Annotated in this window: 23 protein-coding genes and 4 pseudogenes; 12 read left to right on the top strand and 15 right to left on the bottom strand. The window is 35.0% G+C overall.

All coding sequences use genetic code 11. From position 1 onward, the window contains the following. Positions 1-770: 770 nt before the first annotated feature. Entirely contained in the window at positions 771-1,328 is a 558-nt protein-coding gene (locus tag JOC77_RS15145) for an MEDS domain-containing protein (protein WP_204544636.1), read from the bottom strand. 270 nt (positions 1,329-1,598) lie between these two features. Between JOC77_RS15145 and JOC77_RS15150 the strand changes: the two genes are divergently transcribed. From JOC77_RS15150 to JOC77_RS15170, 6 genes and pseudogenes are all read left to right on the top strand, one after another. Continuing rightward, positions 1,599-2,192: a CBO0543 family protein gene (locus JOC77_RS15150; RefSeq protein ID WP_204544638.1), complete on the top strand. Its 594-nt coding sequence runs from the start codon at positions 1,599-1,601 to the stop codon at positions 2,190-2,192. A 714-nt stretch (positions 2,193-2,906) separates the two neighbouring features. Next, positions 2,907-4,061, top strand: coding sequence for a polysaccharide deacetylase family protein (locus tag JOC77_RS15155; protein WP_204544646.1), 1,155 nt, complete (start codon positions 2,907-2,909; stop codon positions 4,059-4,061). A gap of 1,053 nt (positions 4,062-5,114) precedes the next feature. Next, positions 5,115-5,390: a hypothetical protein gene (locus JOC77_RS15160; RefSeq protein ID WP_204544647.1), complete on the top strand. Its 276-nt coding sequence runs from the start codon at positions 5,115-5,117 to the stop codon at positions 5,388-5,390. 284 nt (positions 5,391-5,674) lie between these two features. Next, positions 5,675-5,828 (top strand): annotated as a pseudogene (locus tag JOC77_RS21335) (nitroreductase family protein); the annotation flags it as partial. A gap of 512 nt (positions 5,829-6,340) precedes the next feature. Further along, entirely contained in the window at positions 6,341-6,580 is a 240-nt protein-coding gene (locus tag JOC77_RS15165; RefSeq protein ID WP_204544648.1) for a hypothetical protein, read from the top strand. Positions 6,581-6,667: 87 nt separating this feature from the next. After that, on the top strand, positions 6,668-6,844 hold the full coding sequence (locus JOC77_RS15170; protein ID WP_204544649.1) for a helix-turn-helix domain-containing protein: 177 nt from the start codon (positions 6,668-6,670) through the stop codon (positions 6,842-6,844). A 484-nt stretch (positions 6,845-7,328) separates the two neighbouring features. Here the strand turns inward: JOC77_RS15170 and JOC77_RS15175 are convergent, their stop codons facing one another. The 4 genes from JOC77_RS15175 to JOC77_RS15190 form a co-directional block, all read right to left on the bottom strand. Beyond that, positions 7,329-7,760, bottom strand: a complete 432-nt coding sequence (locus JOC77_RS15175; protein ID WP_204544650.1) for a hypothetical protein — start codon at positions 7,758-7,760, stop codon at positions 7,329-7,331. Between the two features lie 477 nt (positions 7,761-8,237). Next, positions 8,238-8,711, bottom strand: coding sequence for an NUDIX domain-containing protein (locus JOC77_RS15180; protein WP_204544651.1), 474 nt, complete (start codon positions 8,709-8,711; stop codon positions 8,238-8,240). 366 nt (positions 8,712-9,077) lie between these two features. Then, the gene (locus JOC77_RS15185) at positions 9,078-10,037 is read right to left on the bottom strand and encodes a metallophosphoesterase (RefSeq protein WP_239558810.1); all 960 of its coding nucleotides are present in this window, start codon (positions 10,035-10,037) and stop codon (positions 9,078-9,080) included. 666 nt (positions 10,038-10,703) lie between these two features. Next, the gene (locus JOC77_RS15190) at positions 10,704-11,156 is read right to left on the bottom strand and encodes a GNAT family N-acetyltransferase (RefSeq protein WP_204544655.1); all 453 of its coding nucleotides are present in this window, start codon (positions 11,154-11,156) and stop codon (positions 10,704-10,706) included. Positions 11,157-11,661: 505 nt separating this feature from the next. Here JOC77_RS15190 and JOC77_RS15195 point away from each other — a divergent pair. Further along, positions 11,662-12,408, top strand: a complete 747-nt coding sequence (locus JOC77_RS15195; RefSeq protein ID WP_239558787.1) for an STAS domain-containing protein — start codon at positions 11,662-11,664, stop codon at positions 12,406-12,408. Positions 12,409-13,445: 1,037 nt separating this feature from the next. Here JOC77_RS15195 and JOC77_RS15200 read toward each other — a convergent pair. Then, entirely contained in the window at positions 13,446-13,862 is a 417-nt protein-coding gene (locus JOC77_RS15200) for a hypothetical protein (protein WP_204544657.1), read from the bottom strand. A 106-nt stretch (positions 13,863-13,968) separates the two neighbouring features. On the opposite strand from JOC77_RS15200, the gene JOC77_RS15205 reads away from it, so the two are divergent. Then, entirely contained in the window at positions 13,969-14,967 is a 999-nt protein-coding gene (locus JOC77_RS15205; RefSeq protein ID WP_204544659.1) for a trypsin-like serine peptidase, read from the top strand. Positions 14,968-15,117: 150 nt separating this feature from the next. On the opposite strand, the gene JOC77_RS15210 is transcribed toward JOC77_RS15205, so the two are convergent. The 4 genes and pseudogenes from JOC77_RS15210 to JOC77_RS15220 all read right to left on the bottom strand — a co-directional run. Then, positions 15,118-16,077, bottom strand: a complete 960-nt coding sequence (locus tag JOC77_RS15210) for a DUF4179 domain-containing protein (protein ID WP_204544661.1) — start codon at positions 16,075-16,077, stop codon at positions 15,118-15,120. 17 nt (positions 16,078-16,094) lie between these two features. Next, positions 16,095-16,331, bottom strand: coding sequence for a sigma-70 family RNA polymerase sigma factor (locus JOC77_RS21340; RefSeq protein ID WP_338047233.1), 237 nt, complete (start codon positions 16,329-16,331; stop codon positions 16,095-16,097). Further along, positions 16,277-16,501, bottom strand: a complete 225-nt coding sequence (locus JOC77_RS21345) for a sigma factor (protein ID WP_239558789.1) — start codon at positions 16,499-16,501, stop codon at positions 16,277-16,279. Before JOC77_RS21345 ends, JOC77_RS21340 begins: the two co-directional genes overlap by 55 nt. Next, positions 16,501-16,661: pseudogene (locus JOC77_RS15220) on the bottom strand (CNNM domain-containing protein); the annotation flags it as partial. The gene JOC77_RS21345 and the pseudogene JOC77_RS15220, both read right to left, overlap by 1 nt. Positions 16,662-16,983: 322 nt before the next feature. On the opposite strand from JOC77_RS15220, the gene JOC77_RS15225 reads away from it, so the two are divergent. Further along, a complete protein-coding gene (locus tag JOC77_RS15225) occupies positions 16,984-17,184 on the top strand; it encodes a cold-shock protein (RefSeq protein ID WP_204544663.1) in 201 nt (66 codons plus the stop codon). A gap of 386 nt (positions 17,185-17,570) precedes the next feature. Here JOC77_RS15225 and JOC77_RS21930 read toward each other — a convergent pair whose 3' ends face one another. The 3 genes and pseudogenes from JOC77_RS21930 to JOC77_RS15240 all read right to left on the bottom strand — a co-directional run. Beyond that, the gene (locus JOC77_RS21930; RefSeq protein ID WP_338047234.1) at positions 17,571-17,711 is read right to left on the bottom strand and encodes a hypothetical protein; all 141 of its coding nucleotides are present in this window, start codon (positions 17,709-17,711) and stop codon (positions 17,571-17,573) included. Between the two features lie 257 nt (positions 17,712-17,968). Continuing rightward, positions 17,969-18,977, bottom strand: a pseudogene (locus JOC77_RS15235) (STAS domain-containing protein). Positions 18,978-19,204: 227 nt separating this feature from the next. After that, positions 19,205-19,405 (bottom strand): annotated as a pseudogene (locus tag JOC77_RS15240) (winged helix-turn-helix transcriptional regulator); the annotation flags it as partial. Between the two features lie 294 nt (positions 19,406-19,699). Between JOC77_RS15240 and JOC77_RS21865 the strand changes: the two are divergent. Further along, positions 19,700-20,092 (top strand): IS110 family transposase, encoded by a 393-nt coding sequence (locus tag JOC77_RS21865; RefSeq protein WP_204544665.1) that lies wholly within the window; start codon positions 19,700-19,702, stop codon positions 20,090-20,092. Between the two features lie 230 nt (positions 20,093-20,322). Next, a complete protein-coding gene (locus JOC77_RS21870) occupies positions 20,323-20,598 on the top strand; it encodes a transposase (RefSeq protein ID WP_204544828.1) in 276 nt (91 codons plus the stop codon). A gap of 105 nt (positions 20,599-20,703) precedes the next feature. Here the strand turns inward: JOC77_RS21870 and JOC77_RS15255 are convergent, their stop codons facing one another. Both JOC77_RS15255 and JOC77_RS15260 read right to left on the bottom strand, forming a co-directional pair. Further along, positions 20,704-21,147 (bottom strand): hypothetical protein, encoded by a 444-nt coding sequence (locus JOC77_RS15255; RefSeq protein ID WP_204544667.1) that lies wholly within the window; start codon positions 21,145-21,147, stop codon positions 20,704-20,706. A 13-nt stretch (positions 21,148-21,160) separates the two neighbouring features. Continuing rightward, positions 21,161-22,159: a DUF3231 family protein gene (locus JOC77_RS15260; RefSeq protein ID WP_204544668.1), complete on the bottom strand. Its 999-nt coding sequence runs from the start codon at positions 22,157-22,159 to the stop codon at positions 21,161-21,163. A 242-nt stretch (positions 22,160-22,401) separates the two neighbouring features. Between JOC77_RS15260 and JOC77_RS15265 the strand changes: the two genes are divergently transcribed. Continuing rightward, the gene (locus JOC77_RS15265; protein WP_239558791.1) at positions 22,402-22,872 is read left to right on the top strand and encodes a hypothetical protein; all 471 of its coding nucleotides are present in this window, start codon (positions 22,402-22,404) and stop codon (positions 22,870-22,872) included. Positions 22,873-22,913 lie beyond the last annotated feature (41 nt).

The following is a 22,913-nucleotide window of genomic DNA, read 5'->3' on the forward strand; positions in this document are numbered from 1 at the left end:
CAAGCAACCAGGCACTCTTTTAAAAATACAGAATGAGCTGTCTTCTTTAGTATTGCCTTTTTGACTGTATCTCAGAATTAATTTTCATGGGAGTTAAAGAACGAATATTTACTAACATAAATGATATCGTGTCGGCAACCTTTCAAAGGATCATCGATATAAATCCAGTCCTCATTCTTGACTCAAAGCTCCTTACAATACTCTTCTGCTTCTTGCATATATTCCAAGCAACAATCTGCAAAGCAAGCCGTATCCTCTACAGTATTATATAAAAACACATAGATTCCATCGGTTGAATTATAAACATTACCTTGCAAATGTTCTCAACCTTTTCTTTAAGTAACGCATATTCCTCATTTAACCACCCTTTAACCATACTATGGTACTGTTTTAACTCATTTTCATTTCAACTTTACGAATACCAATAGCCTTTTTTGTATCAGCAAGGAATTTCCAAATTCATATCCTCCGAAACGGGCATCTATTTTCAGCATATATATCTACATATTACAGATGTTGCACAAACTTTACACATGGTACCTAAATTCCTCATCAAAACAGCAGGTCCATCAGAAATTGAACAATAAATTCTCTTAATTCAGGAGCATTTTTATATCTAATTCTCCCACCCCTATTTTGCTTGTATTCATAAAAGTACCACCCACCTTATTAACTTAAATGACTGTCTAGTAATTTAATAAATATAAAGGAGTTGCCGGTGGCAACTCCTTCAAAACTAAAGTATCATTCACTAACCAATTATTTTAATTTTAGGTTTGCTTTAAGTAAACTACTTCATCATCTGTTAACATTACTCCGTGACATCTCATTAACAATTCTTTTAATGAATCAGATGTTCGTTTAGAATCATAAGCACATACTGAAGTTATTCCTTTTTCTTTTACTAAGCTGTCCACTTGCTTTTCATATTCAACTACATCATCGTTAATTTCTTTATCTTCTCCCCATTCTATAAGTCCCCACGAACATAATGAAGCCCCTTTTTCTATGAACGGTTCAATATTTTTTAAGAAATAATTAACAATAGTATGTGGGTGAAAATTCCCATTTGAATAGTAAAAGTCATAATTATTTATGAAATGCAAGTTTTCCAATTGTCCCTTACTTAATTCTTTTTGTAACTTTTTATTTATATCAAGCATGTGTCTATCATTTTCAGCCAGAAGAATATGGTCACCGTTCTTAATTCCCGTAACAATAAAAGAAACAACATTATGAATGTAATTTTCTTTATTGTTATAGTGATAAAAGATATGTCCTCCATTTGGTCTTAAATCATTTATCAAGGTTTCTAATAGATTGCTCATCACAACTTCCCCTCAAAATCATAAAATCGAATTATATTATAGCAATTTACTTCTCTTAAATATATAGTTAATTTTCCTTTTATTCTAATAATGTTTGGTATTTCGCCGTCGAGAAATTGACTCTATAATGCGAAAATAATTTTTCAGAGGAATTTACCACTAAGCGTATATTTACTGAAACATAGGTAAAAATGGGAAAAGCGACATATTTACTGAGATTGTACTTTTTATTGAGAATTAAGACTACTAATTCAAATTGGGTGCCAGGACTTGAACAAGTCGTCGGTTGAAAAAATAGGTGATGAAATGGCAAAGGATTATCCATCTTTTCAGGAAGTGCAAAATGTAAGGGAAAAATTTAAGAATATATCATACCAACACTGGGTTAATGATGATTTGTTCACTTGGAAATGGTGGTTCCTACTTTTTTTATCAATCTTTCCGTGGATTGTTTGGTGGAAAATTGTAGATAAAAGAAGGTTGCCTGAAATTTTAATGTTTGGGTTAATAATGGCAACCTTCGCCTTTTTATTAGATAACATAGGAACCGATTTAATGTGGTGGGAATACCCAGATAAACTACTCCAAATGATACCACCTCTATTGCCTGCAGACTTAACACTTGTGCCTTGTATAGTTATGTTAATTTACCAATGGACGAAAACTTGGAAATCATTCCTGTTAGTTAATTTTATTGTTTCCCTTTGGTCCGTTTACTTAGGAGAGACCTTTTTTATTTGGTTGGATTTGTACAAACTTCTTGAGTGGAAGCTAATCTATTCAGTGCTTTTTTATAATATTGGTGGAACAATCGCCAGATGGTTAGTATTAAAAACATTCTCAATAAGTAAAAAAGCCCACTAGCTAATGCCAGTGGGTTATTTTAGGTATACTTTTTAACTTAATCTTCCTGTTCTATTTGTTTAATAATCCGTTCTTTAATGCCAGTAGCAGCTATACGGTTTAACATAGCTTCACCTAGTTATTTGTCATTAATAAGAGACTGATCTTTATAACCTGATTCCTTTTGTAGGGCTAATCCGTATTTTAACAAAAAGAATCATGTTTTATACTTAAAATTAACCCAATATCCCTCGTTTATACCCGAAAGGATCTGACGTAAACCTAGTTTGAACATAATGGAACTGAGTATTCCTTCAGTGTGTTGGATGCAGTTCAAGCCAGTCTTGTGCAACTAACACACCCATTAGTTTAAGAAGCTATGGCAGGATAATCCCACATCTTTGATTCTTTTATAACGAAGTTTGAATAGCCCCAAATATCTTCTCCTTAATCCAACGATACAGAGAATCGTATACAGGCCAATACACAATACATTTTTTCTAGGTGTAGTTTCTTCAATTAACGGCCTATAAAAGAAGGATTTTAATTGCATTACATGGAAATAAAGGAATGGAGGTTTAAATTTTTTATTCAGCACAATCATGCCGAATATATTTGATAGCAACCTACTCTTTACTAACAATAGAAACCAAAATGAACATATGTAACCTAAAAAAACACTTTTAATTTCCTGATCAACTACAAATGTTTTCTTATCATTGTGAGGTGATGGATATGAAGAAAAGGTTTATGACATTGCTTGTATTGCTTTGCTTCCCTCTGTCCAGCTGCTTAAATTCAAACCATGATGAAGTATCCACCGAACCAAGCAACAAAATAGAGGATGGTCATAGGGTGCCTAAGCCGGATTTTAATAAGGCACACCCTATACCCGTTCCGGTTCCACCGCAATCACATCCAAAGGAAGAGCTTATCGTATACAACGGACCCATCGAGCATATCTTTTTTCATCCGCTTATTATAAATCCCGAATTAGCTTTTGACGGGGATACAATGGCTAAGGGTTATGATGATTATTTTGTTACCGTTAAAGAATTTAAAAAAATGATCGACTCATTGTACCGCGAAAATTTTGTGCTAATTAAAATGTCTGACCTCTTTCAAGAGCAGATGATCAATGGAAAAGTTACGTTGACGAAGAAAAAACTGAAACTGCCTAAAAGTAAAAAGCCACTACTCCTCTCAGTGGATGATCTAAATTACTATCAATATATGAAAGAGAACGGTAATGCGGGTAAACTATTAATAGATCAAGAGGGTGAACTTGCTACCTTTTCAAAAGATAAAACTGGAGCTGAGAGGATTTCTCGAGACCAGGAAATCGTTCCGATACTCAATTCTTTCGTGAAGGAGCATCCCGATTTTTCCTATAATTCGGCAAAGGGAATTCTTGCATTAACCGGCTATGAGGGAATTCTGGGATACCGTACCCACGAATTAACGAACAAACGTTATGCTCATGAAAAAGAAGAAGCGAAAAGAGTGGTTGATAAACTAAAGAAAGATGGCTGGGAATTTGCATCCCATGGTTATGGCCATTTGGATACAAAAAAAGTGAGCCTAAGTACTTTGCGTACTGATACGGAGAGGTGGAAAAAAGAAGTTGAATCCCTGATCGGCATAACTAATATCTATATCTATCCATATGGAAGCAGTGTTTTGCCAGGGGATCCTAAATTTCAAGCGTTAAGAGATTATGGGTTTAGTATCTTTTGTTCAGTAGGGCCGAATCCTTATCTATCGATTTCAAGGCAATATACGATGATGGATCGGGTCCATATTGATGGGATAGGATTGAGACAACAGAAAGACATTATGGCCCGTTTTTTTAATAGTGATGAAGTGATGGACCCTGTTCGTCATAAATAGTTCTGGATGATGCAAACGCCATTTATTGTATATACCTCTAGAGAATCTACAGCGTCCCGTAAACATCTGCTTTATACGCACCCTTTTTATGTTTCTCGGACTAGCCTTTAAGATTACAGTCATGTATAGAGCGGGAGATGAATTATCCGTTTTATTTTATGTGTCCCTCCTCTTTTTTGATGATTGAGCAGGGCCTTCTTAAGTATTACCTTTTTTCAAGTCTAGAGGGAACTTATTTTCAAGTTAATGAAACAACAATAGGGCTGCCGCCACAGCCCATCCTTGTTCAACTAACGCACCCGTTTGTTTAAGTACAATTCTTCACAAACTGAAATTTCAGCAGATTAAATAGCAGTCTCAACAGGTAATGGCCAAAAGCCTGACTAAATTGTCGATATCCGGTTACATGTGTATCCTGCCCCTTTAATTTAACTAGATGTATGTTCCGCAATTTCAAAAACATTTCCAAAGGGATCTTGAAAGGCGGCATAACATCTGTAGGTATATTTCGTGTAAAAATTTTATAACTTCGATTTCATTTCATAAAACGTTTGCTCAACAGAATCTACCTAGAACACCAAAACTGTTCTAGCTTCGTTTGAATAATCCCCTACATGTCCATTCTTTTCGCACTTAAACGCAACAAGTTGCGTACCTTATAACTGGAAAATTAATTTATTTTCCTTCTCCAGTATTATAGGCATCTCTAGCAGATTAGCATAAAACCATTTTGCTTCTTGGAGGTCTGAAACAAACCCCATCACATTTCATAATTTCATCCAACTCTTTCTCCTCTGCTCTCTGCTTCTAATAATAAGTTCAATATAAATCTGTAGATTCCTTCTTTGTTTAACTAACCTGCCCCGTTGGTGAAAGAACAAAAAGGGCAGCCGCAGCAGCCTATGATCTTGAACTATCGCACCCGTAAGTTTAGCAGATACTTCAATTAAAGCCTACTTGTATAAACAATTGCTAGATGGTAATTGTATTAAATAACATCGTGTAGAGGGGGCTTAAAGTATTTCAACAACTTCAGGAATGCACAAATCTTTCTTGGAATATCATCATGCTTTTATGGATAGAATGTCGGCGTGGGAACAGGAAGTACTATTTACCTGGCAATGGTGGCTGGGCATTGGACTTACCATAATCCCGTGGATCATTTGGTTGATCTATAGAAAGAAAGATAGCTCTGGCCGTTTGCTTTATTCAGGAACGTTTGTCGCTTTACTTTCTGTCACATTGGACAATATAGGAGTCCAATTATCCTTATGGAATTACTTAAAAGCACCTGCTATTCCAGCATATTTTCCTATGATTTCTCATTAATGCCGGTAATCATTATGTTTCTTATTTCATGGTTTCATAAAAGAAATCCGTGGGTTATAGGTCTGACTTTTGCAATTATTACCGCTTTTGTCAGTGAACCTATATTTAAATGGCTAGGTATATATATGCCAATAAACTGGAAATACGGTTATTCTATTCCATTTTATACTATCATTTATTATGTAGCTCAAAAAATTGCCCATAGTAAACATTTCATTGAATTGTAGACTTCAGGTTCGTGGCTTATTCTTTTACGATTTGTACTTAGAATAAGCCACTCTTTTGTAAATTTATCTGATGAGAGAATTAAAAAAATTGTGGAGTTCGCTGTCAAATATACACCTTCAGCATTCAACTCCCAAACCGCACGTTTGGTTGTGCTAACTGGACAAAACTCATGATAGATTATGGGATATTACAACGGAAGCTCTAAGAAAAGCCACGCAACGTTAAGCTTTGGTGTACAGCACCAAAAAAGCCCATTAATAAGTGACTATTAAAGACTCTGGTTCTATTTTGTAATTCTAAGTACGTATAATTAAAAAAGTTTCATTTTCCTTTAATGCATACATGCTTTGTTTCCCTCCTGACCAGCAATTTTTTTGTGGCAGAAGCAGGATATTTTACTTGCTGCCCATAGAAGGATATATAGAAATAGTGGTGATGGTACTCATTTATTATATACACCTATTTTCAGAGTGTTACTACTTAATTGTTCCTGTTAGTCATGTTTTTTGAGGGACAAATCTTTATATTGTTTCATAACATAATAATTAAGAACAACTCATTTCCTCTCTACTAAGCGTCTTTCCGATTGGATGGGCGTTTTTGTTATTTTTATATTAAATTAACCATTTTTAGTATTAGTAGACTCTCTCCCACACGAATCTATGAAGTCTCTCATATGATGCTATTGTTAAACCATTACTTTAAGGAGGGAGGCGATATTTATGTCTATCGAATTCTTTGATTTTGAACGCGAAGAAAAACTTAGAAAATGTCGTAAAAAAGTAAAGAAAATGAAGAAAGTGAATAAAATGATGAAGAAAATAATTTGTGAATTGGACAACAAGGATAAGAAGAGAGACAAAAAGCGAAAGCACGAAGAATCTTCATCTTCGGATATGTTCACATGTAAAAAGAAAGATCACGAAGAATCTTCATCTTCAAGCATGTTTAAACATTTCTAATCAACAAACTTAACCTTCTAAAAAAAAGGACAAGCACCCCTGGGGGTATCTTGTCCTTTCGCTTTAAAAACATGGGGGGTGTGCGTTATGGGTAGAGGCAATGCAAGTCAGCGTCGCGTTAGAGATACCGCTATAATTCTAACGGATCGACAATTAATTATTATCATTCAATTGCTGCGGAGTGGATTCAGTATCCGAAGAATATCTCGTGAGTTTGGTATTGATGAACACACTTTAAGAGAAATTCGTGATCAACTATTTTAACTTAAAAAGTTCGTTTCCAAAGAAAAAGACCGGTTTTTTTACTCGGTCTTTTTTGGCATAAAGCCCTCTTTAAATTACGTCTATATTTTAAAGAAAAGTAAAAGGCTGCTACAGAGTCATTGTTCTTCAACAAACGCACCCTTTAGGTGAACAAGGTTTGGTATAGAATGAAACCTACCAGTAATATTACAATAACCATTCCACCAATTGTTGGACTTCCATAAAATGTTCTATTCCATCCATCATCAGTGTCTATTTTACTGTTTTCTTTAGCTTTGGTGTGCTTTTTCATTAAATCACCTCAAACAGGTTTAATTTATTCCATTTTAAAAACTATATTCTTTTTTTAGGGATATCAATTCCTTCCTAATCCTCTAATACAAATGAAAAATGATGCCGAAGCAGCCATTCTTCCTCAACTAACGCACTCATTAGCTTGAGTACAATTATTCACAAACTTTGTAGCCCAATTAATGCTGTATAATTACCTCGCCAGTTCTATTGCCTTTCTAATTGCATATGCAAATTCTCCTTTATTTACAGTCCCGCCCAAATAAATACGGTCCAAAAGTGAGAAGTATCCACTTTTTTCCCTTTCAAAAAACCCTACACTAAATCCTTCATCTTTATCCCATAATACTTCAACCATCTTTATTTTCTCAGTTGCTTTTTTATAACTTTTAGCTTTCTTAATTTGTTGAATAGGTGCTTTTTTTATATCGGGTTCCTTTGTATGACATAATTTAAGTGTTTTAATAGTAGTATCCTCTAGTTCTTCATCCGATGCCTTGTTGCCCAACTCAAAAAATGTGTCCATTTCTACAATGCCTCTATCAGCATCATAAACTGGTACAAAGTATAGTAAGCTATCAAAATTATCAATATAAATAATGGCTATTTTATAATTAATTTCCATAGGGAATACTCCTTTATTCTATTCAAATAACCTACCCCGTTAGTTAAATAAGGAACTATTTGATGTATGGCATCCTATCCAAATTACCCCAATCTAAATGCCTTTTTCACTTCTGCGGCTATTTGACCAGGAATAACTTTCTCACCTATGAAAAATGTTCTGTATGGATTCCTCACTAATATTTAAATAATCCGCTGCTTCTGATATTGAAAAAATCCCTTCTGATGTTTTCTTTGCAACATTGTCTGTCCTGCTTAAGAGCATTTCCAATCCAAAGCCCACTAAAGAGAATACTCAAAGCTAGTATAACAATTGCGTATCCCGTCTTCATTTTTCACCCTTCCTGTCCACAAGTTGTTAAAAAATTGTAACACTTGTTTATCTTATGTTACTCTTTTATTCCTTCCTAAAAAGCAACACCTTCTAGAACTAACGCACCCGATAGTTTAGTAAAGAAAATTTCCCATTACTTCGGTTCTAATCGTAACGAACTAACCTATAACCCTCAGTTAATTCGATATTCCTTTTGTTCTTAATATAGTTTGTTATTTGCTTATTAATATTTGGTATCAGCAAAATGGAGTCTAGTTCTTCTATAGGGATCCATTTAAATGCGGTCTGATAAGGATCTGGATATTGAGGTAATCGTGGTATTGAATTATTCTTTAATGTACATTCAAAAATGAGATGCAATCCGTGTTTCTCATTGACGTTATAATCTCCAGATTGTTTATGCGGGGTAAACTCATAAATTAATGCTAACGGACCAACATCAACTTGTGCTGTAGTTTCTTCTAACACCTCTCTTGCAACACCCTCTAATATAGTTTCACCCGGCTCTAGTCCTCCACCAGGTAAATTATAATGAATTCCATTATCATCGTACTCCACTAAAAGTACAGAATTCTTTTCTATTATTAGGCCTGTACAGCGTATTCTTACGTGTGACAAGTCTTCACCTCATTTGTTTTTTTAGATGCTGGTTAATCCCTATATAATTCGTCCTATCTATAAAAATAACCTTCCTTGGACTTAACACTCCGTTATAAAGAAAAAGGCTACCGAATCAGCCATACGTTGTTCAACTAACGCACCCGTTTGTTTAAGTACAATACATCACAACCTGCGTTCACTTATCAAAATTCAAAGGTGTCAAGCAGAATCATATTGATATAAAGAGTATTTATTGCTAAAAAAAGAAAAGACAAGGGGTAAAATGAAAGCCCTTGTCATTGTGCATGTTTTATCGATTAACGGTGTTCACCAACATATTATTCCTCATGTTCATCTTCTTCGTGTTGACCATTTTGGTGTCTTTTAGTGATGTTCTTGAATTGGATTGACCTCGATTGTACGGTCAGCCACCCTGCCAAATCCATCAATTTCCAAGCGGTTCTTAAACGCTTTGACCACTGCGTAGGCATTAGTATCAGGCGTATCCAGCATACCTTCGAAATTCACATATTTGATTCCGTTTTTCTCTCCGTAATTACCCGCATGATTATGACCATTGAAGTACGCCACTACATTACCCGCAGACTCCAATTCTTGCATGATTTCAGCATCGTTCCATGTGTTATGCTCGTTGGCCGGGTAAACCGGATGGTGTCCGATAATTACAACTTTTTCATGGTTTTTAGCAGACTTCTTTAGAACGTTATGTAGCCACGCCATTTGCTCAGTGCCCACTCCCCCATTCCATGGCTGGGCATTATTGGCTCCGCTCGCCTTCAACTGGTTATACATCTTTTCAGCTTGTTGGTATTTCGGGGAACCTGGTTCATTCGCATACATGCTTATATCATTTGTGTCAAGTACGACAAAACGCCAGCCCTTTTCGGCAAAGTCGTAATATTGGTTCTTCATACCTAAAATATCTACCACTTCATCTGTCGGTACGGCGAAATCGTGATTTCCGAGAAGGTGATATTTTTTCCCTTCAATCTTATTGAAATATGGAAGAATGGTGTTGAAGCTTTCTACATTCCGGTCGATTAGATCACCCGTTTGCACGGTGAACTCAAGGTTATGCTGATTGAGTGTTGCCGTTGCTTCCTGCAGTTTGCTTATGGAATTGCGATAATAACGCACACCCGATGTATCACAATCGCAATATTGAATGTCGGAGATTAGCCCGAATTCAAAGGAAGGTTTTTTGTTTGTATGTTCGTTGTTTGCTGCCGAGGCTGGGCTTGCCGCAAATAAAGATAGTCCCAGTGCAGCAGAAGCACTCATAAACATAAACTTTTGGGCGATGTTTTTTTTTCTTTGTTTCATTAACACTTAAATATTCCCCTTTCGTCTTTCAGATTACTATTTTATGATAAAACAAAAAAATCGGTAAATTGCCATTTTTACCAAACGTTTAATTAGAATTTACAATAATTTCAAGTCTTAACATAAGGATAGGTCTAAAAGACGTTGCATTATGACGACCGTTCTGAAACGGGTGATCCGTTCCGCCCATTCGAAAAAATTTCTTGACTAATTTTTAAAGCTGCCGAAACAGCCATATTGGGAACTTTTTTGCAAAAATAAAGAAACGGAATAACGCCCCCCTGTTTAAGTACAATATTCACAACAATCTGGGTTTGAATTCCTCTGACCTCCAAGCATTAAGCTTACTGAAAATAGGAACATTTAACTAAAACTTAGTAATTATTCAGTCTCTAGCGGAAAGATTGATGCAAGCGGATTTTTGCATGGAGCAATAGAAAATATGTTTGGTGAACACCCTTCTGTTCAACCTTGCTGGGGAAGTTTTTAAAGGCTGTTTTCGTAAAGATTGTTGCTAATGCTTAAGATGTTTTTTAAATTAACTTTTCTAGTGGATGTAATAAAAAAGAAAACTCGCTTCAAAAAAATTAGCGAGTTTTTTCTGTTATTTAAGGATTTCTTATTCAACTAAAGCACCCGTTAGTTGAAGAACAAGCCATAAATGATTTAAAGGAGCTTTTCAAAACAAATGGCATCAGTTCGACCAATACACCTTCCATAATTAGGAATACAAGTATAACCCTTGCTTTTATAGAAATGAATGGCCTTCTTGTTAATTTTTTGAGTTTCAAGCCTAATTATAAAGTAATTTAGGTTGATAGCTTCTTTTTCTAAATAAGATAAGATTTTTGAACCTACACCCATTCCATTTTTTCTTGAGTACATTCTTTTTAATTCAGCCGTTGTTTCATTTAATGGACGTAATGCTCCACAACCTACGGGCTGTCCTTGATAACGACAAATTGCAAATAAGGAACGTGAGTTGTTCATATCATCTAAGTTAAAGGAATCTTCTCCTGTCTCACCCGTAATTTCCTTTAGCTTTTCTGAAAGCTCACGCATTAATTTAATTGCTTCGATAGAATGTGCCTCCTCTGAGCCAACCACTAATCCCTCCACTATTTCCTCCACTTCCTTTTAACTATAGATACAATTTAAATTTTTAGGATAAAACACAGGGTTTTTTATATTTAACTATCCTGCCTCGTTAGCTTAATAAGGATTTCTACAAAAGGGTGAAACAATCCTCTCGAAAACAACGTATCCGGTATTATAAATCCCTTAATACAATAAAAAGGCAGCGTAAGTATCTACCTTAATGAGTTAATTCATTGCTATTTTTAATTTTTCTCCCTGCCCGGTTAGTGGAACTAGAAAAAGCTACCTAAGCAGCTGTTAATCTTGCACTAAAGCACCCGTTAGTTTAAGTTCAAAAAGTTCTTCTTCCTTCAGAATATAAAATTGCTAATGTTAGAGATCTAACAATATAATGGACTTACAATTATAAAGGCTTACTATCAGAATTTTTACATAAAATAGGAGCGGTTGCAATGAGACCAATACAGATACTGGGAAAGAAATAAAGTCATTTATTAAAGAGAACTGGGAAACGTTTGAGGACAAATTGTTTTCCGAAGCAGTAAATGTCTCATCAAAAATTACAGACATTCTAAATCAAGGAAACATTGATTTGTTAAAAAATGCTCGGACATTGATTTATTATGTAGTTGATCAAAAAGATGAAGAGTTAGTTGCGTTTGCTAAACAGGAAGGCATCGCTTGGGCGGAGCACGCATTAACACTTGAGTTGAAATTAGAGTGGGTACAAGCGATAAGAAGAACATTATGGCATTTTGTAGGTATTCTTGACGTAGAAAAGAATATTATGAATGACCGTACAGAATTTTACGAAATAGAAAAAACTATCAACGATCAGATTGACAAGTTCCTTAATAACTTTTTTCTTAACTATACAAAATATAAAGATACAATATTTTTAAAACAAAGAGATATGGTGGATCACTTGTCAGTTCCGATTATTCCTGTAAGCGAAAACGTTTCTATTTTGCCACTAATTGGGACAGTAGACTCATACAGGATTCAAATAATTGTGGAAAAAGTTTTAAGCAACATAGCTGACTCAAGAATTCACACACTGGTTATGGACCTTTCAGGTATTGCCTTGATGGATCGGGATGTCATAAATAATTTAGAAAAGGTATTGGCTGGAGTTAAAATGCTGGGTTGCAAAACGGTTCTTACTGGTCTTCGGCCTGATCTTGTAAGAAAAATGGTGCATGCGGGAGTCTGTGTTGAAGAAAATGCAGAAACAAAAGGTTCACTTCAGGAAACATTGAAGAATATCTTTTGAAATAATATTACTGACCGTTAACAGCGGTCTTTTTTGTTGTTCACTTTGTTATTATTTAAATTCTTTTTGTAAATTATTTAGCTTTCTTATAACGAGTAGATTAATGTATAGAACTAGAAAAATAAGCGGATATAATAAAGCTGAATACCACAGTTTCCAGCCATTATAATAAAGGTATTCTGTTTGTAATATAAGCCACTCAAACAAAACTGAACTAACGGCCCATATAACAATGTATTGTGCTTTTATTAGGGGTCCCTTTTTTACTGGGAAGTAGTTAAGAAATAAAATATTAATCGGAATAAAAGAAACCTTGCCACTGAAACCCATGGTTAAAGTAACCGTATAGGTTCAAATGAAGATCTAGAACTTCATCTGAAATAAACCCAAACAATATCGCAAAAATGGATGTAGAGTATATTTCATTTTTCTTTATGTTCTTGGGCACGAAATAAGCAATCGCAATAAGAATAACAAAAAAGATGTAAACTAAAATCCACATATATTTCACCTAGTTGTTTTAGTAACATTGTTTACTTGTCTTCAATTTATTATTCTAACCCTAACCCAGCCACTTAAATTAGGTCACTCCATTTTATAAGATGTTAGCAATACCCGTTTGACATCTTTTTTCCCTATTGAACTAACTCACCCGTTAGTGAAACAATATACATTACTCAAAAGGCTATTAACTCAAGCTAGCCGTCAACCACGATCGCCTCATGAAGGTGCAAGTTGTACGCGAATCATCTATGTTCTTCTCCCCTATAATGTTTAGAAATAAAAAATTATTAACTTCATAAGGAAAAAGGTAGAACGGTAATCCCGTACTACCTTTTAATCGAATTTGATTCTCTTCTCTAGTATTGCCACCAAGGAGTCTTAAAGTGAGCTTAGATTAGATGGAAAATCAAGAATCCCTTTTCATATTCTTGGTCTTTTAGTTTTACTATCATTTCTAACATTTCCCCACTAAACAGAATATCCCTTCCTTATTAACGAATAAAGTATAAAAATATGAGCATTCTCTATCAACGTCAATTAATATTTATACTTAATTCTTTATCTTGTAAATCTGGTTTAAAATCTATCTTCTTACTAACAATTTCTAGGGCTTGTTCGCTTTTTTTGTTACTATAAAATTCTTTTATAGTTTTCGCATTAGTTTTAGATACATTAATCGTATAGTTAGTATTTAAGTGAAATTTTACTTTTGCTTCTTTTCGTTCATTTGTAATTATTAAACGGTTTTCTGGAAACTGCGCGACATCTTTTTGTTGTTTTCCATTCGTCATAATATTAAGTAGGTAATGTTGTTCGTTCTTATTATAATCATGAATTTTTATTGTTATTTCCTTAACCCCATCTGTTTTTTCATTAATTCTTGATTCCTTTCCACTAGAGCAACTAACTAAAAGTACTGATGTTATTACAAGTAAATACAATTTATTCATAAAATACCTCTTTTTTCCTATTTTTATATATTTTGGGTTTGTTTAAGATAATGATAATGGAATACTCAAAAAATTAAAATAGGAAAAAGGAGTGGATTAAAGAAATATGAAAAGAATTAGTTTTTTTTGTATGAGTTTGTTGCTTGTAGCGTCATTTATCAGCCCCTTACAAAGTAATGCTGCAACAGAAACAACAGTAAATACTGGTAACCAAAATGATAGTATTGAATTGCCGAAGTTGGAAAAGGAAAAAGTAGATAATTTAATAGAAAAACTTCATAAAGATAAACAAAAGCCAGTAAAAACATTTAGTTTAGCAGAAAAAGAAAAGATTAAAAGTTTAAAAAACGGCCATGCTTCAGTAAGTTCTCAAGGTGATATTTTAGAAGGAGAAAATAGTGTTTTATTTAATGGTGATAACTCTGTAGCGGAACAAGAAATTAACGCATTAGCTACTGACAATAGAGTCAAAGTTACTAATACGACCGTAGCACCATATAACTCTATGGCTCAAATTGATTTTTATGATGGTAATAATGGTTACACTTGTTCGGGAACATTCTTAGATAAAGACACAGTTCTTACAGCAGCACATTGTGTTTACGATACTTATAATAATAAATTTTATTCTGGTTGGGTGGCTTATCCAGGGGAAAACGGGACAACACTTCCTTATGGAGGGTGGTCCTCTACAAAAGCATATGTACCTGTAGGATGGATCAACGCTACACCATCTAATTCAGAATCTGTTTATCTTGGAGATGTACAGTATGACTACGCGGTTATCAAGGTAAACTCAAGTCATTCATATAGTCTACCTTTAAGTTCTACTTCAGGTATTGGAAACTCCATTATCTCGCATGGATATCCTGCTGATAAGGGAACAGGAACAGGGTATTATTATTTATATAAAAGTACTGGAACAATTAACGATGTTCAATACAATGCTATAATCCATTCGTCATATGTTACTGGAGGAATGAGTGGTGGACCAATTTTAAGATCAGGTTCAGTGATTTCGGTTAATAGCACATCTAGTTGGGGAGCTAAGTTTGGCTCAGTTCAAGTAAATGCCATTAACGATTGGAAAAACTTGCCGTACTAGTAGGGGATTTCCTTACTAGTTTTTTTGTTTAAGAGGACGTAGCGAATTTCCAAGAGAAAAGAAATCCATATTTGATTTTGTATATCTAGTGTTTGTATATATCTAGTAATGAATCAATGGAGCTAATTCTTTTTATATTGTCTGAACGAGCTAACGTAAGATAACTTTTTCAAGTTGCTGGGCAAAATCTTTAACGTTATCGTCCGAACTAGATAAGGAGATAAAAGCTTGAATTTCTGGTTCTGGATGGATAGAGTATCCAACCATTATCACCTTGTATTCCTTTTTCCCTAAAATATCTTCCTCAACAATATTAAGAATCCCCATCCGTTTTCTATCTTGCTCCCTTACTTTCATGTCTATTTTCTTTATTTTTATAGGAATTGGATCCATTTTATTAGATTGAAGAATCTGATTTATTACTTGCTTCATCTCATCATTTCTAGTTTCTGTTTCTGTATCTGGAATCTCTACTTCAATTGTTTTAGGTCTATACACCATACCTAATGATAATATGTTATTATCCCGTTTCTTCAACTCTTCAGTAACTGCATTATAGATTATTTCGTATTGTTTATTAAATTCATTCCTTTTCTTTTCCTCCTCTGGAATGACTTCATCCGTACGTTCCTTGTTTCTATTCACTTTTAAGGTGTAGGCATCATAATTTCTTGAATGCAAAATATCCTTTGCAATTTTCTCTACGTCACCTTTAACGTTATCAAAGTATTTTTCAGAACCTTCAATTCTGATTACGATTTCTTTTTTAGAATAGGATACTCCGCTTCCATTCACTTTGTAACCTTTTTCTCTTAGTTCCTCAAAAATGACAGAAATTATATCATCTTTATTTTCTAAAATTTGTCCTAGATAAGGAATTTTAGACACAACGGTGGCCATAGCTGGAGAAACAAATGCTGAACCAATAAATTGGCACAATAGAAGGACTGCGGCACTGCATAAGTTGATCAGTTTCTTACCAAAACCAAAATATGGGTGATGCTTTTTCCCCCTTTTGATTGCAAATTCAATGGCTTGTTCCAATTTGTCTTCAGGAATTTTTATTTTATCCACCTCTTTTTTAACGTTGCTGGATAGATATTCATTCATCAGATACACTCCTCTCTTTAATTGGATTTCAATTGATTAATGGCTCTATGTAGTCGAGTTTTCACAGTTCCTTCAGGACAATTCAAAATCTCAGCAATTTGTTTTATAGAAAGATCTCTGTAATATCTCAAAATAATTACTGTTTTAGATTGCACTTCTAATCGTTCAATTGCTTCTATTAAATCCATTTTTTCTTCGATTAATAAGCTTCTCCCATCATTCCCCAATATTTCAATATCGCCAAATGGAACCATACGGTTATTTTTTTAATAAAATCCAAAGTAGTATTAATTAAAATTCTTGATATCCAAGTGGAAAAATACTTAGGCTCTTTCAGTTGTTTGATTGATATAAAAGCTTTGTAAATTGTATCTTGAACAATATCCAGGGCATCACCCTCGTTATTTACGAATAAAAACGCCATTCTCCAAGCCACCCGATACCAAGAGCGGTCACAGTAATACCTAATTGACAAGCCGATAAATACTCATCCAGATTATTAATAATTCTTCTTCTAGCCATTAAGGCATTTTTATTACCTTCTGCAACTAGCTGATCATTCGGGTTGTTCGAACCTTTACAATGGCTGATTACGCTATGCTGACGCCCATCCCCCCACACCGTGTAGGTATACCTAGTGAACCAGAATCTGCCTTTGACAAATTTTCTCCAGTTTTTTCAGGAAGTTGAAGAACAAACCTTGCTTTATCAACGATTATATAAAAATACTATTTTTGTTAATGCCTCGCATGATTTGCAATTTTTTCCGTATCCTGTTATGATAAAGAAGAATTATTTTTGTTCGGTGTAACAATGGATAGTATGAATATCGACTTTTCGTTTTGAGAATCACTTTGGGCAAGGATAGTAATACATTGTGTTTTAACGCACTAGGAGGCAACAAAAATGGAACAAGGTACAGTAAAATGGTTTAACGCAGAAAAAGGATTCGGATTCATCGAACGCGAAGATGGAGACGACGTATTCGTACATTTCTCTGCTATCCAATCTGAAGGATTCAAATCTTTAGACGAAGGCCAAAAAGTTACTTTTGACGTTGAGCAAGGTCAACGTGGACCACAAGCTACTAACGTTCAAAAAGCTTAATCTTATATAGATGACATTAACAAGCTCTTATTAAAGAGCTTGTTTTTTATATTCTCCTTATAATAATCATTAAAAAACCCTACTCATTGTTCGAGTAGGGAGTTGGTAAAGGTAATATAAAAAGATTTAAAGCTTCAAAGGTTTGTTTACAGTATAACATACTGTATTAGCAATATGGGAGATGTATAGATTTTTATTTATCTTTACGCTAACCTGCCTGCTAGTGAAACATAAAAAAGGGTGCCGAAGCAGCCGTTTGTTATTCAATGTAGTGTGGTGCTTAAGAAAAACACCTGTAAACAAAAATACTTTCTTAGTTGAATAAAAAAGTCCTACTTTTACGGAGATAACTTTACTCCTACATTGCTATACGGTTTGCCGTTCAATTAATTTGACAAATTCTCTTCGTGAGAATTTTTTGTACTGTTGATTGCTTGAAGAAATAATTTTCTTCCGATTTCAACCAAAGGGATTTTGAGTGTTGTTATGTGCATAATTTTTGCTATTGGTTGGTTATCAAATCCCATTGTTGCGAGTTCATCAGGTATTAAGATTCCCTTTTCCTTACAGTAGGTTTTATGGTAAGTTTAGGATTAAATCTGCAAATATCAATACAAAAGCAAGTCTACAACAAGCAATTAGTGAATTACAGTTATTAAAACATGCTTAGTCCTTCATAAGACTTTTTTTGTTTATCCTGCAAAAAAGTCAAAAAGGGGCAGTAATTATGTCCATGAATTGTAGGGATAAAAAAGACAAGAAGTTTCCTCTTGTCTTAATTATTTTATACAATAGACTTTCCTGCCTCAGCTAAAGCATGGTGAATCCCATGCTGAAGGGTTCTGAAACATTCAAATTTTGAAAGGTTAATTCCGGATTGGGTTAAGGTGATTCCCATTTCTGCAGATATCCCTACCAATATAGTCTTAATACCAATTAAAGAAGCAGCTGCTCCAATTTTTTCAATAAAATTGGCAGTATACTGACTTACTTCCATATCTAAACCAGTTAGATCTAGTACTAAAAAGTTCGCTTGGTATTGAGGAAGGTTATACAGCGTATTAACTATCAAATCTTCAGATCGTTCCTCATCATATTTCCCAAGAAGAGGAACAACCACAATGCCTTCTAATACAGGGATAATAGGGGAGGATAATTGTTTAACTAAATCCCTTAATTCCTTTGTCTTGTGTTCAACCATTACCTCAAGCTGCTTTATCTGTTCTGACTCTTTCTTCCTCGATAATTCATGTATATTATCTATCGGATGGGTAATACTCAATAATGCTGTATCCATGCCCTTCCAGTTGGTCTTGCACAATTCTATACCAGATCTTCGTACCAAATAAACCAGTGAAAATCCCTGCATAATGAGCCGCTAAGTATAAACCGCTCTGTTTTTTCCCCTGAGCTAAGTTAATCTTATATTCCCAGCTGTCTTTGATCTTAGCAGTAAGCGTTTTGGATTGAAAATCAAGTTCCTTGATTTCTGTTCTTCCCCAACCTGCTGACGCATAAGTATTGGTAATCCTTTTTGCTGCTTCAATTACGCTTAAATGCTTCATGCTTTCAAAATATTCACCAACCACAAGCCCCTGACGATAACCAGTAGCCTCAAACACAAGTCGGGTAGCCTCTTCTCCCGAAATTTCCTCAATGGTATCAAAAAAGGTTTTCATTGCACTTGAAATCCAGAATAAGACCGCGTCTTCTCCCTCAAAAGTAAATTTCCCATTATCTAAATCCCAGCCAAAATCTAGCCCGCCAATATTAATGTTAGTATTATGATTCATATAAAAATCTCCTGTAATATGTTTGGTTTACTTAACAGAATTATTATAGCAAGTTATGATATTAATTATAAAATTAAAGCCACCTACATTTGGTATGGACGAAACAAAATATGCTGCCGAAAGCAGCCATATCTTCTTCAACTAACGCACCCGTTAGCTTAAGTGTAACGGTTCACAATCTTTTTTATAGAGTGCATTCTTTAAATTTTCTCCAGATAAAAAAGTCCTGATGTTAGTGAATATTCAACACGTGGGGGAACCTCAGGATAAACTTCACGCTTAATTATCCCATCTGCTTCTAGCTCTCGAAGTTGCTTTGTGTGCGAACCTAGAGAGATATTGTCCAAAAGGCCTTTAATTTCACTGTAGCGACGTTTCTTAGTCTTTAAAAGCCATAGGATTAAATATTTCCAACGCCCAGCGAGTATGTGGTTGAGACACAAAAGACCCTTTATTATTTTAAAGGGTAATATTTGGCTATAACCATTCTTAAGAAATCTATATCTTGTCGAATGTGTTTTTTATATCTCGGTCGAGAGCATTTACTAAGATCCATTAGAAGCCTGCCGAGTTCCCTCTTTAAAAGAAATTGTTCTTGATCTTCCATTTAGTTCTCCCCAATGGTGTCACTATATTCCATGTCTTTTACCCCAAATTTATGCTCTAAAAACCCAAAGTCCAATTAATTGATTGGGTTAAGGAACATGGGCAGTCATGTGGCGATGGAGAGTACAAGCGTTTACTGGAAGCCTATCGTCAACTTATTGGAATCCGAAGGGATTGAATTTCTTGTTGTCTACGCCCAACACATGAAGTCCCTTCCGGGTCGCAAGACCGATGTAAAGGATGCGGAATGGATCGCCCAACTTCTAAGGCATGGACTTCTTAAAGCGAGCTTCATCCCTAACAGGACCCAGAGGGAACTCTGGGAACTTGTTCGTTATCGCCGAGCATTATCGAGGAACGGGCTAGACAGCATAACCGGATTCAAAAGGTGCTCGAAGGAGCGAACATCAAACTTGGTTCGGTGGTTTCCGGCATCATGGGTGTTTCGGCAAAGGATATGCTTCATGTCGCAGATGGCGAGGACAATCCTGAGAAGCTATCAAACCTAGCACGCCGTACAATGAAACTGAAGAAACAGGAACAGTTGGCACTCCAAGGCAATGTAAATCCCCATCAACGATTGATGCTCAAGACTATCTTAACTCATATTGATTTTCTTACTAATCAAATAGATTGTTGGACGCGACATTGCCCAATGGGTAAGCGAATATCAGGACGACATTGAACGGCTCGACTCCATTTCTGGCATAGCTACAAGGATACAAGGAGGGCCGAACAAATACTCGCCGAAATCAGGCCCGACGTAGGAACGCAGTTCCCATGTGCCGCCCACTTGTGTTCATGGGCTGCTCTTGTTCCGAGATACAATGAAAGTGCCGGGAAACGGAAATCTGCAAGGGCCAAAAAAGGAAACAAGTATCTTCGTTCGGCATTAACAGGAGCAGCTCAATCAGTAAGAGACTCAAAGAATTACCTCGGTGCCCTATACAGACGGACAGCTGCCGAAAAATCCGAATCAAGGATCAGACGCTCTCCTTTTAAAAAAACTGACTGAGCTGCATCTATTTAAGTATGGTCATTTAAACCCACCAAAAAAGCCCTTCTAAAGAGAAGTGCTTTTAATTTTTTAAGTAATTCAATTTCTCAATTTCTTGACTGTTTAACTTGTTAATATTCTTTTTAGCAATAACCCTAATCCTACTCCTGGAATAACACATAGCATTGGGAACCATACAATACCCAATAATATTCCGAACATTTTAATTCTGTCAGAGTACATAATTCCTACTGTTACAAAATAAGCGGAAAATACGAAAGGAAGGTATGAGTAAGGTTCTTTACCTCCGCCTGAATCCTTAAATGCGTCCCACATTGCAAAAAAGTATATACAAGGGTAGAACATGAGCCATTGGTAATTTGCTTGGTGAATAGATTTTCCTATTTCACCATTAAAACTATAATAAATGACCTCATTAAAATTTGACTGAACGTTGATGATTATTTCTAAAAGAATAAATACTATTCCCTTCAGATATTTGCCATTAAGTAATTGACCAAAACCTGGTAGAGCGATACTCCATATTAATCTTTCCTTAGCTTCCACATCACATTATCCTTTAGCCTATATCTTCATCTGTTGATGCAGTAGGAGGTTTTTCCATCCACTTGTTTTCAATTAAGAGGTTCATCCCATCTTCTGCGTACTTTAAAACTTCTGAACTTATCCTGGAGTAATCTACAATTAAATCACTTCTTAAGCTTTCAGAGATGGACATTCCCAGATTTCCTACACTCGAGTGATTCATAAGACTGAAGTGAATCATTAATAATTTATCAGAAAAGGGCGATTCTGTTGAATCAGTAACCTCAAGACCAATTAAGGTCGGGATTGTGAGAGAATGATTTTCTAGATACTCACCATAAATCCTTACTTGTTTTAATGAAAGGTCTTTTCCTCGCTGGATATAATCCCTGACCTTTTCAGAGCGTGCAATTCTGCCGAAAGCAGTTGCTATTGCTATACCTAGTTCATTTGCGGCGATATTGTTATAAAGATCTGTAATTTCAGTTGCGGCAAGTGCTCTTTTTTTCCCAAGCCATTCATATATAAAAGAGTGTTTACGAATGACATCTACTTCCTGCTGATAAGGGATATAAGGAGGTCTTGCTGCCAGTCCCTTTTCTAATAAGATTCTCGACACTTCATTATCAAGTTCCACAGAGGAAGCTATACTCTTTGAACCATAAGAGCGTATATCAAGGCGGTAGAGATTTCCGAGTGCCCACCCGTGAGTGACTAGCCCTCCTTTTGCCATATTTTTAATGTAGTGCAAATAAAAAGTATCTGAAAACAGACGTTTTGCCTTTAAATTCATATCATCTTCTGTAAAAAAAATTGGCAATACAATTCCTTCTTCTGTACATATGTTTTGAATGGTTTCAACATGTTGTTGTGACAAATCTAAGGCATGTTTTATCAATGCCTTAATATTCGTATCCTCCACATGTTCAAGAAAATATTTAAATATACATATATGCATACTGTCACCGAGCTTTACACCCCATAGGTATGCTATTTCAGAAGAAGTTAGGCGAGGATTATGCTCTATCTCCAAGATTATTCAACCTTTCTGTTTGGGTATGATTTTATATTTCCCGATATTATAACAAATTATTTTATTATGTTATTATCCTTATTAGACTATCCTGGCCGTTTGTGCAAAACGCAAAAAGACAGCAACAGCCGCCATTTCTTCTTTCACAAACCCATCCTATTTAATAAGCACCTTTCAAATTTTACATACCTTCTAGAAACTTTGAGATACTATTACAAAATAAATTAGAGGATGTTATCTTATTGAGAAAATTAACAATATATATCCTTTTAATGCTATTTATTCCTTGGCTTTCTATTCCATTGCTTGGTAAAAGTAGCTTTAAGAGATATCTTCCAGGAACCATATTTATGAGCGTATATGCTACTTTAGAAGGTTATCTAGCAGAAAAGAAGGAATGGTGGTGGTTTCCCTACCCAGTAAAACCTAACGTGTTAGGTGAGATGCCACTTATCCTGGGACCTTTCTTTGTTGGTTCACTGTGGACTTTAAAATTCACCTTTGGCAATTTTAAAAAATACATGTTACTTAATATAATTATTGATTCATTTTTCACGTATATTTTGATGAATTGGTTCAAAAGAATTGGCTATGTTTCACTAATAAGAATCAATAGGTTTCAGCTTTCACTTTTATTTTTATTAAAATCAATTTTAATGTATGGTTATCAGTATTTTCACGAATTTGTTTTTGCAAGAAGGAAATCCAATTGATTGGGACTTAGCCGGATCTGACCAACAATCCAGCCAAAATT

The organism is Peribacillus deserti (assembly GCF_016909175.1).
GTDB classification, from domain to species: domain Bacteria; phylum Bacillota; class Bacilli; order Bacillales; family DSM-1321; genus Paraperibacillus; species Paraperibacillus deserti.

Bases quoted from the DNA above. Each gene is read 5' to 3' on its own strand.
- JOC77_RS15155 (WP_204544646.1), top strand. From the start codon at position 2,907: ATGAAGAAAAGGTTTATGACATTGCTTGTATTGCTTTGCTTCCCTCTG.
- JOC77_RS21345 (WP_239558789.1), bottom strand. From the start codon at position 16,501: ATGGCGTTTTTATTCGTAAATAACGAGGGTGATGCCCTGGATATTGTT.
- JOC77_RS15165 (WP_204544648.1), top strand. From the start codon at position 6,341: ATGTCTATCGAATTCTTTGATTTTGAACGCGAAGAAAAACTTAGAAAA.
- JOC77_RS15205 (WP_204544659.1), top strand. From the start codon at position 13,969: ATGAAAAGAATTAGTTTTTTTTGTATGAGTTTGTTGCTTGTAGCGTCA.
- JOC77_RS21865 (WP_204544665.1), top strand. From the start codon at position 19,700: ATGGAGAGTACAAGCGTTTACTGGAAGCCTATCGTCAACTTATTGGAA.
- JOC77_RS15175 (WP_204544650.1), bottom strand. From the start codon at position 7,760: ATGGAAATTAATTATAAAATAGCCATTATTTATATTGATAATTTTGAT.
- JOC77_RS15200 (WP_204544657.1), bottom strand. From the start codon at position 13,862: ATGAATAAATTGTATTTACTTGTAATAACATCAGTACTTTTAGTTAGT.
- JOC77_RS21340 (WP_338047233.1), bottom strand. From the start codon at position 16,331: ATGGTTCCATTTGGCGATATTGAAATATTGGGGAATGATGGGAGAAGC.
- JOC77_RS15145 (WP_204544636.1), bottom strand. From the start codon at position 1,328: ATGAGCAATCTATTAGAAACCTTGATAAATGATTTAAGACCAAATGGA.
- JOC77_RS15210 (WP_204544661.1), bottom strand. From the start codon at position 16,077: ATGAATGAATATCTATCCAGCAACGTTAAAAAAGAGGTGGATAAAATA.
- JOC77_RS15170 (WP_204544649.1), top strand. From the start codon at position 6,668: ATGGGTAGAGGCAATGCAAGTCAGCGTCGCGTTAGAGATACCGCTATA.
- JOC77_RS15225 (WP_204544663.1), top strand. From the start codon at position 16,984: ATGGAACAAGGTACAGTAAAATGGTTTAACGCAGAAAAAGGATTCGGA.
- JOC77_RS21930 (WP_338047234.1), bottom strand. From the start codon at position 17,711: ATGGGATTTGATAACCAACCAATAGCAAAAATTATGCACATAACAACA.
- JOC77_RS15185 (WP_239558810.1), bottom strand. From the start codon at position 10,037: ATGAAACAAAGAAAAAAAAACATCGCCCAAAAGTTTATGTTTATGAGT.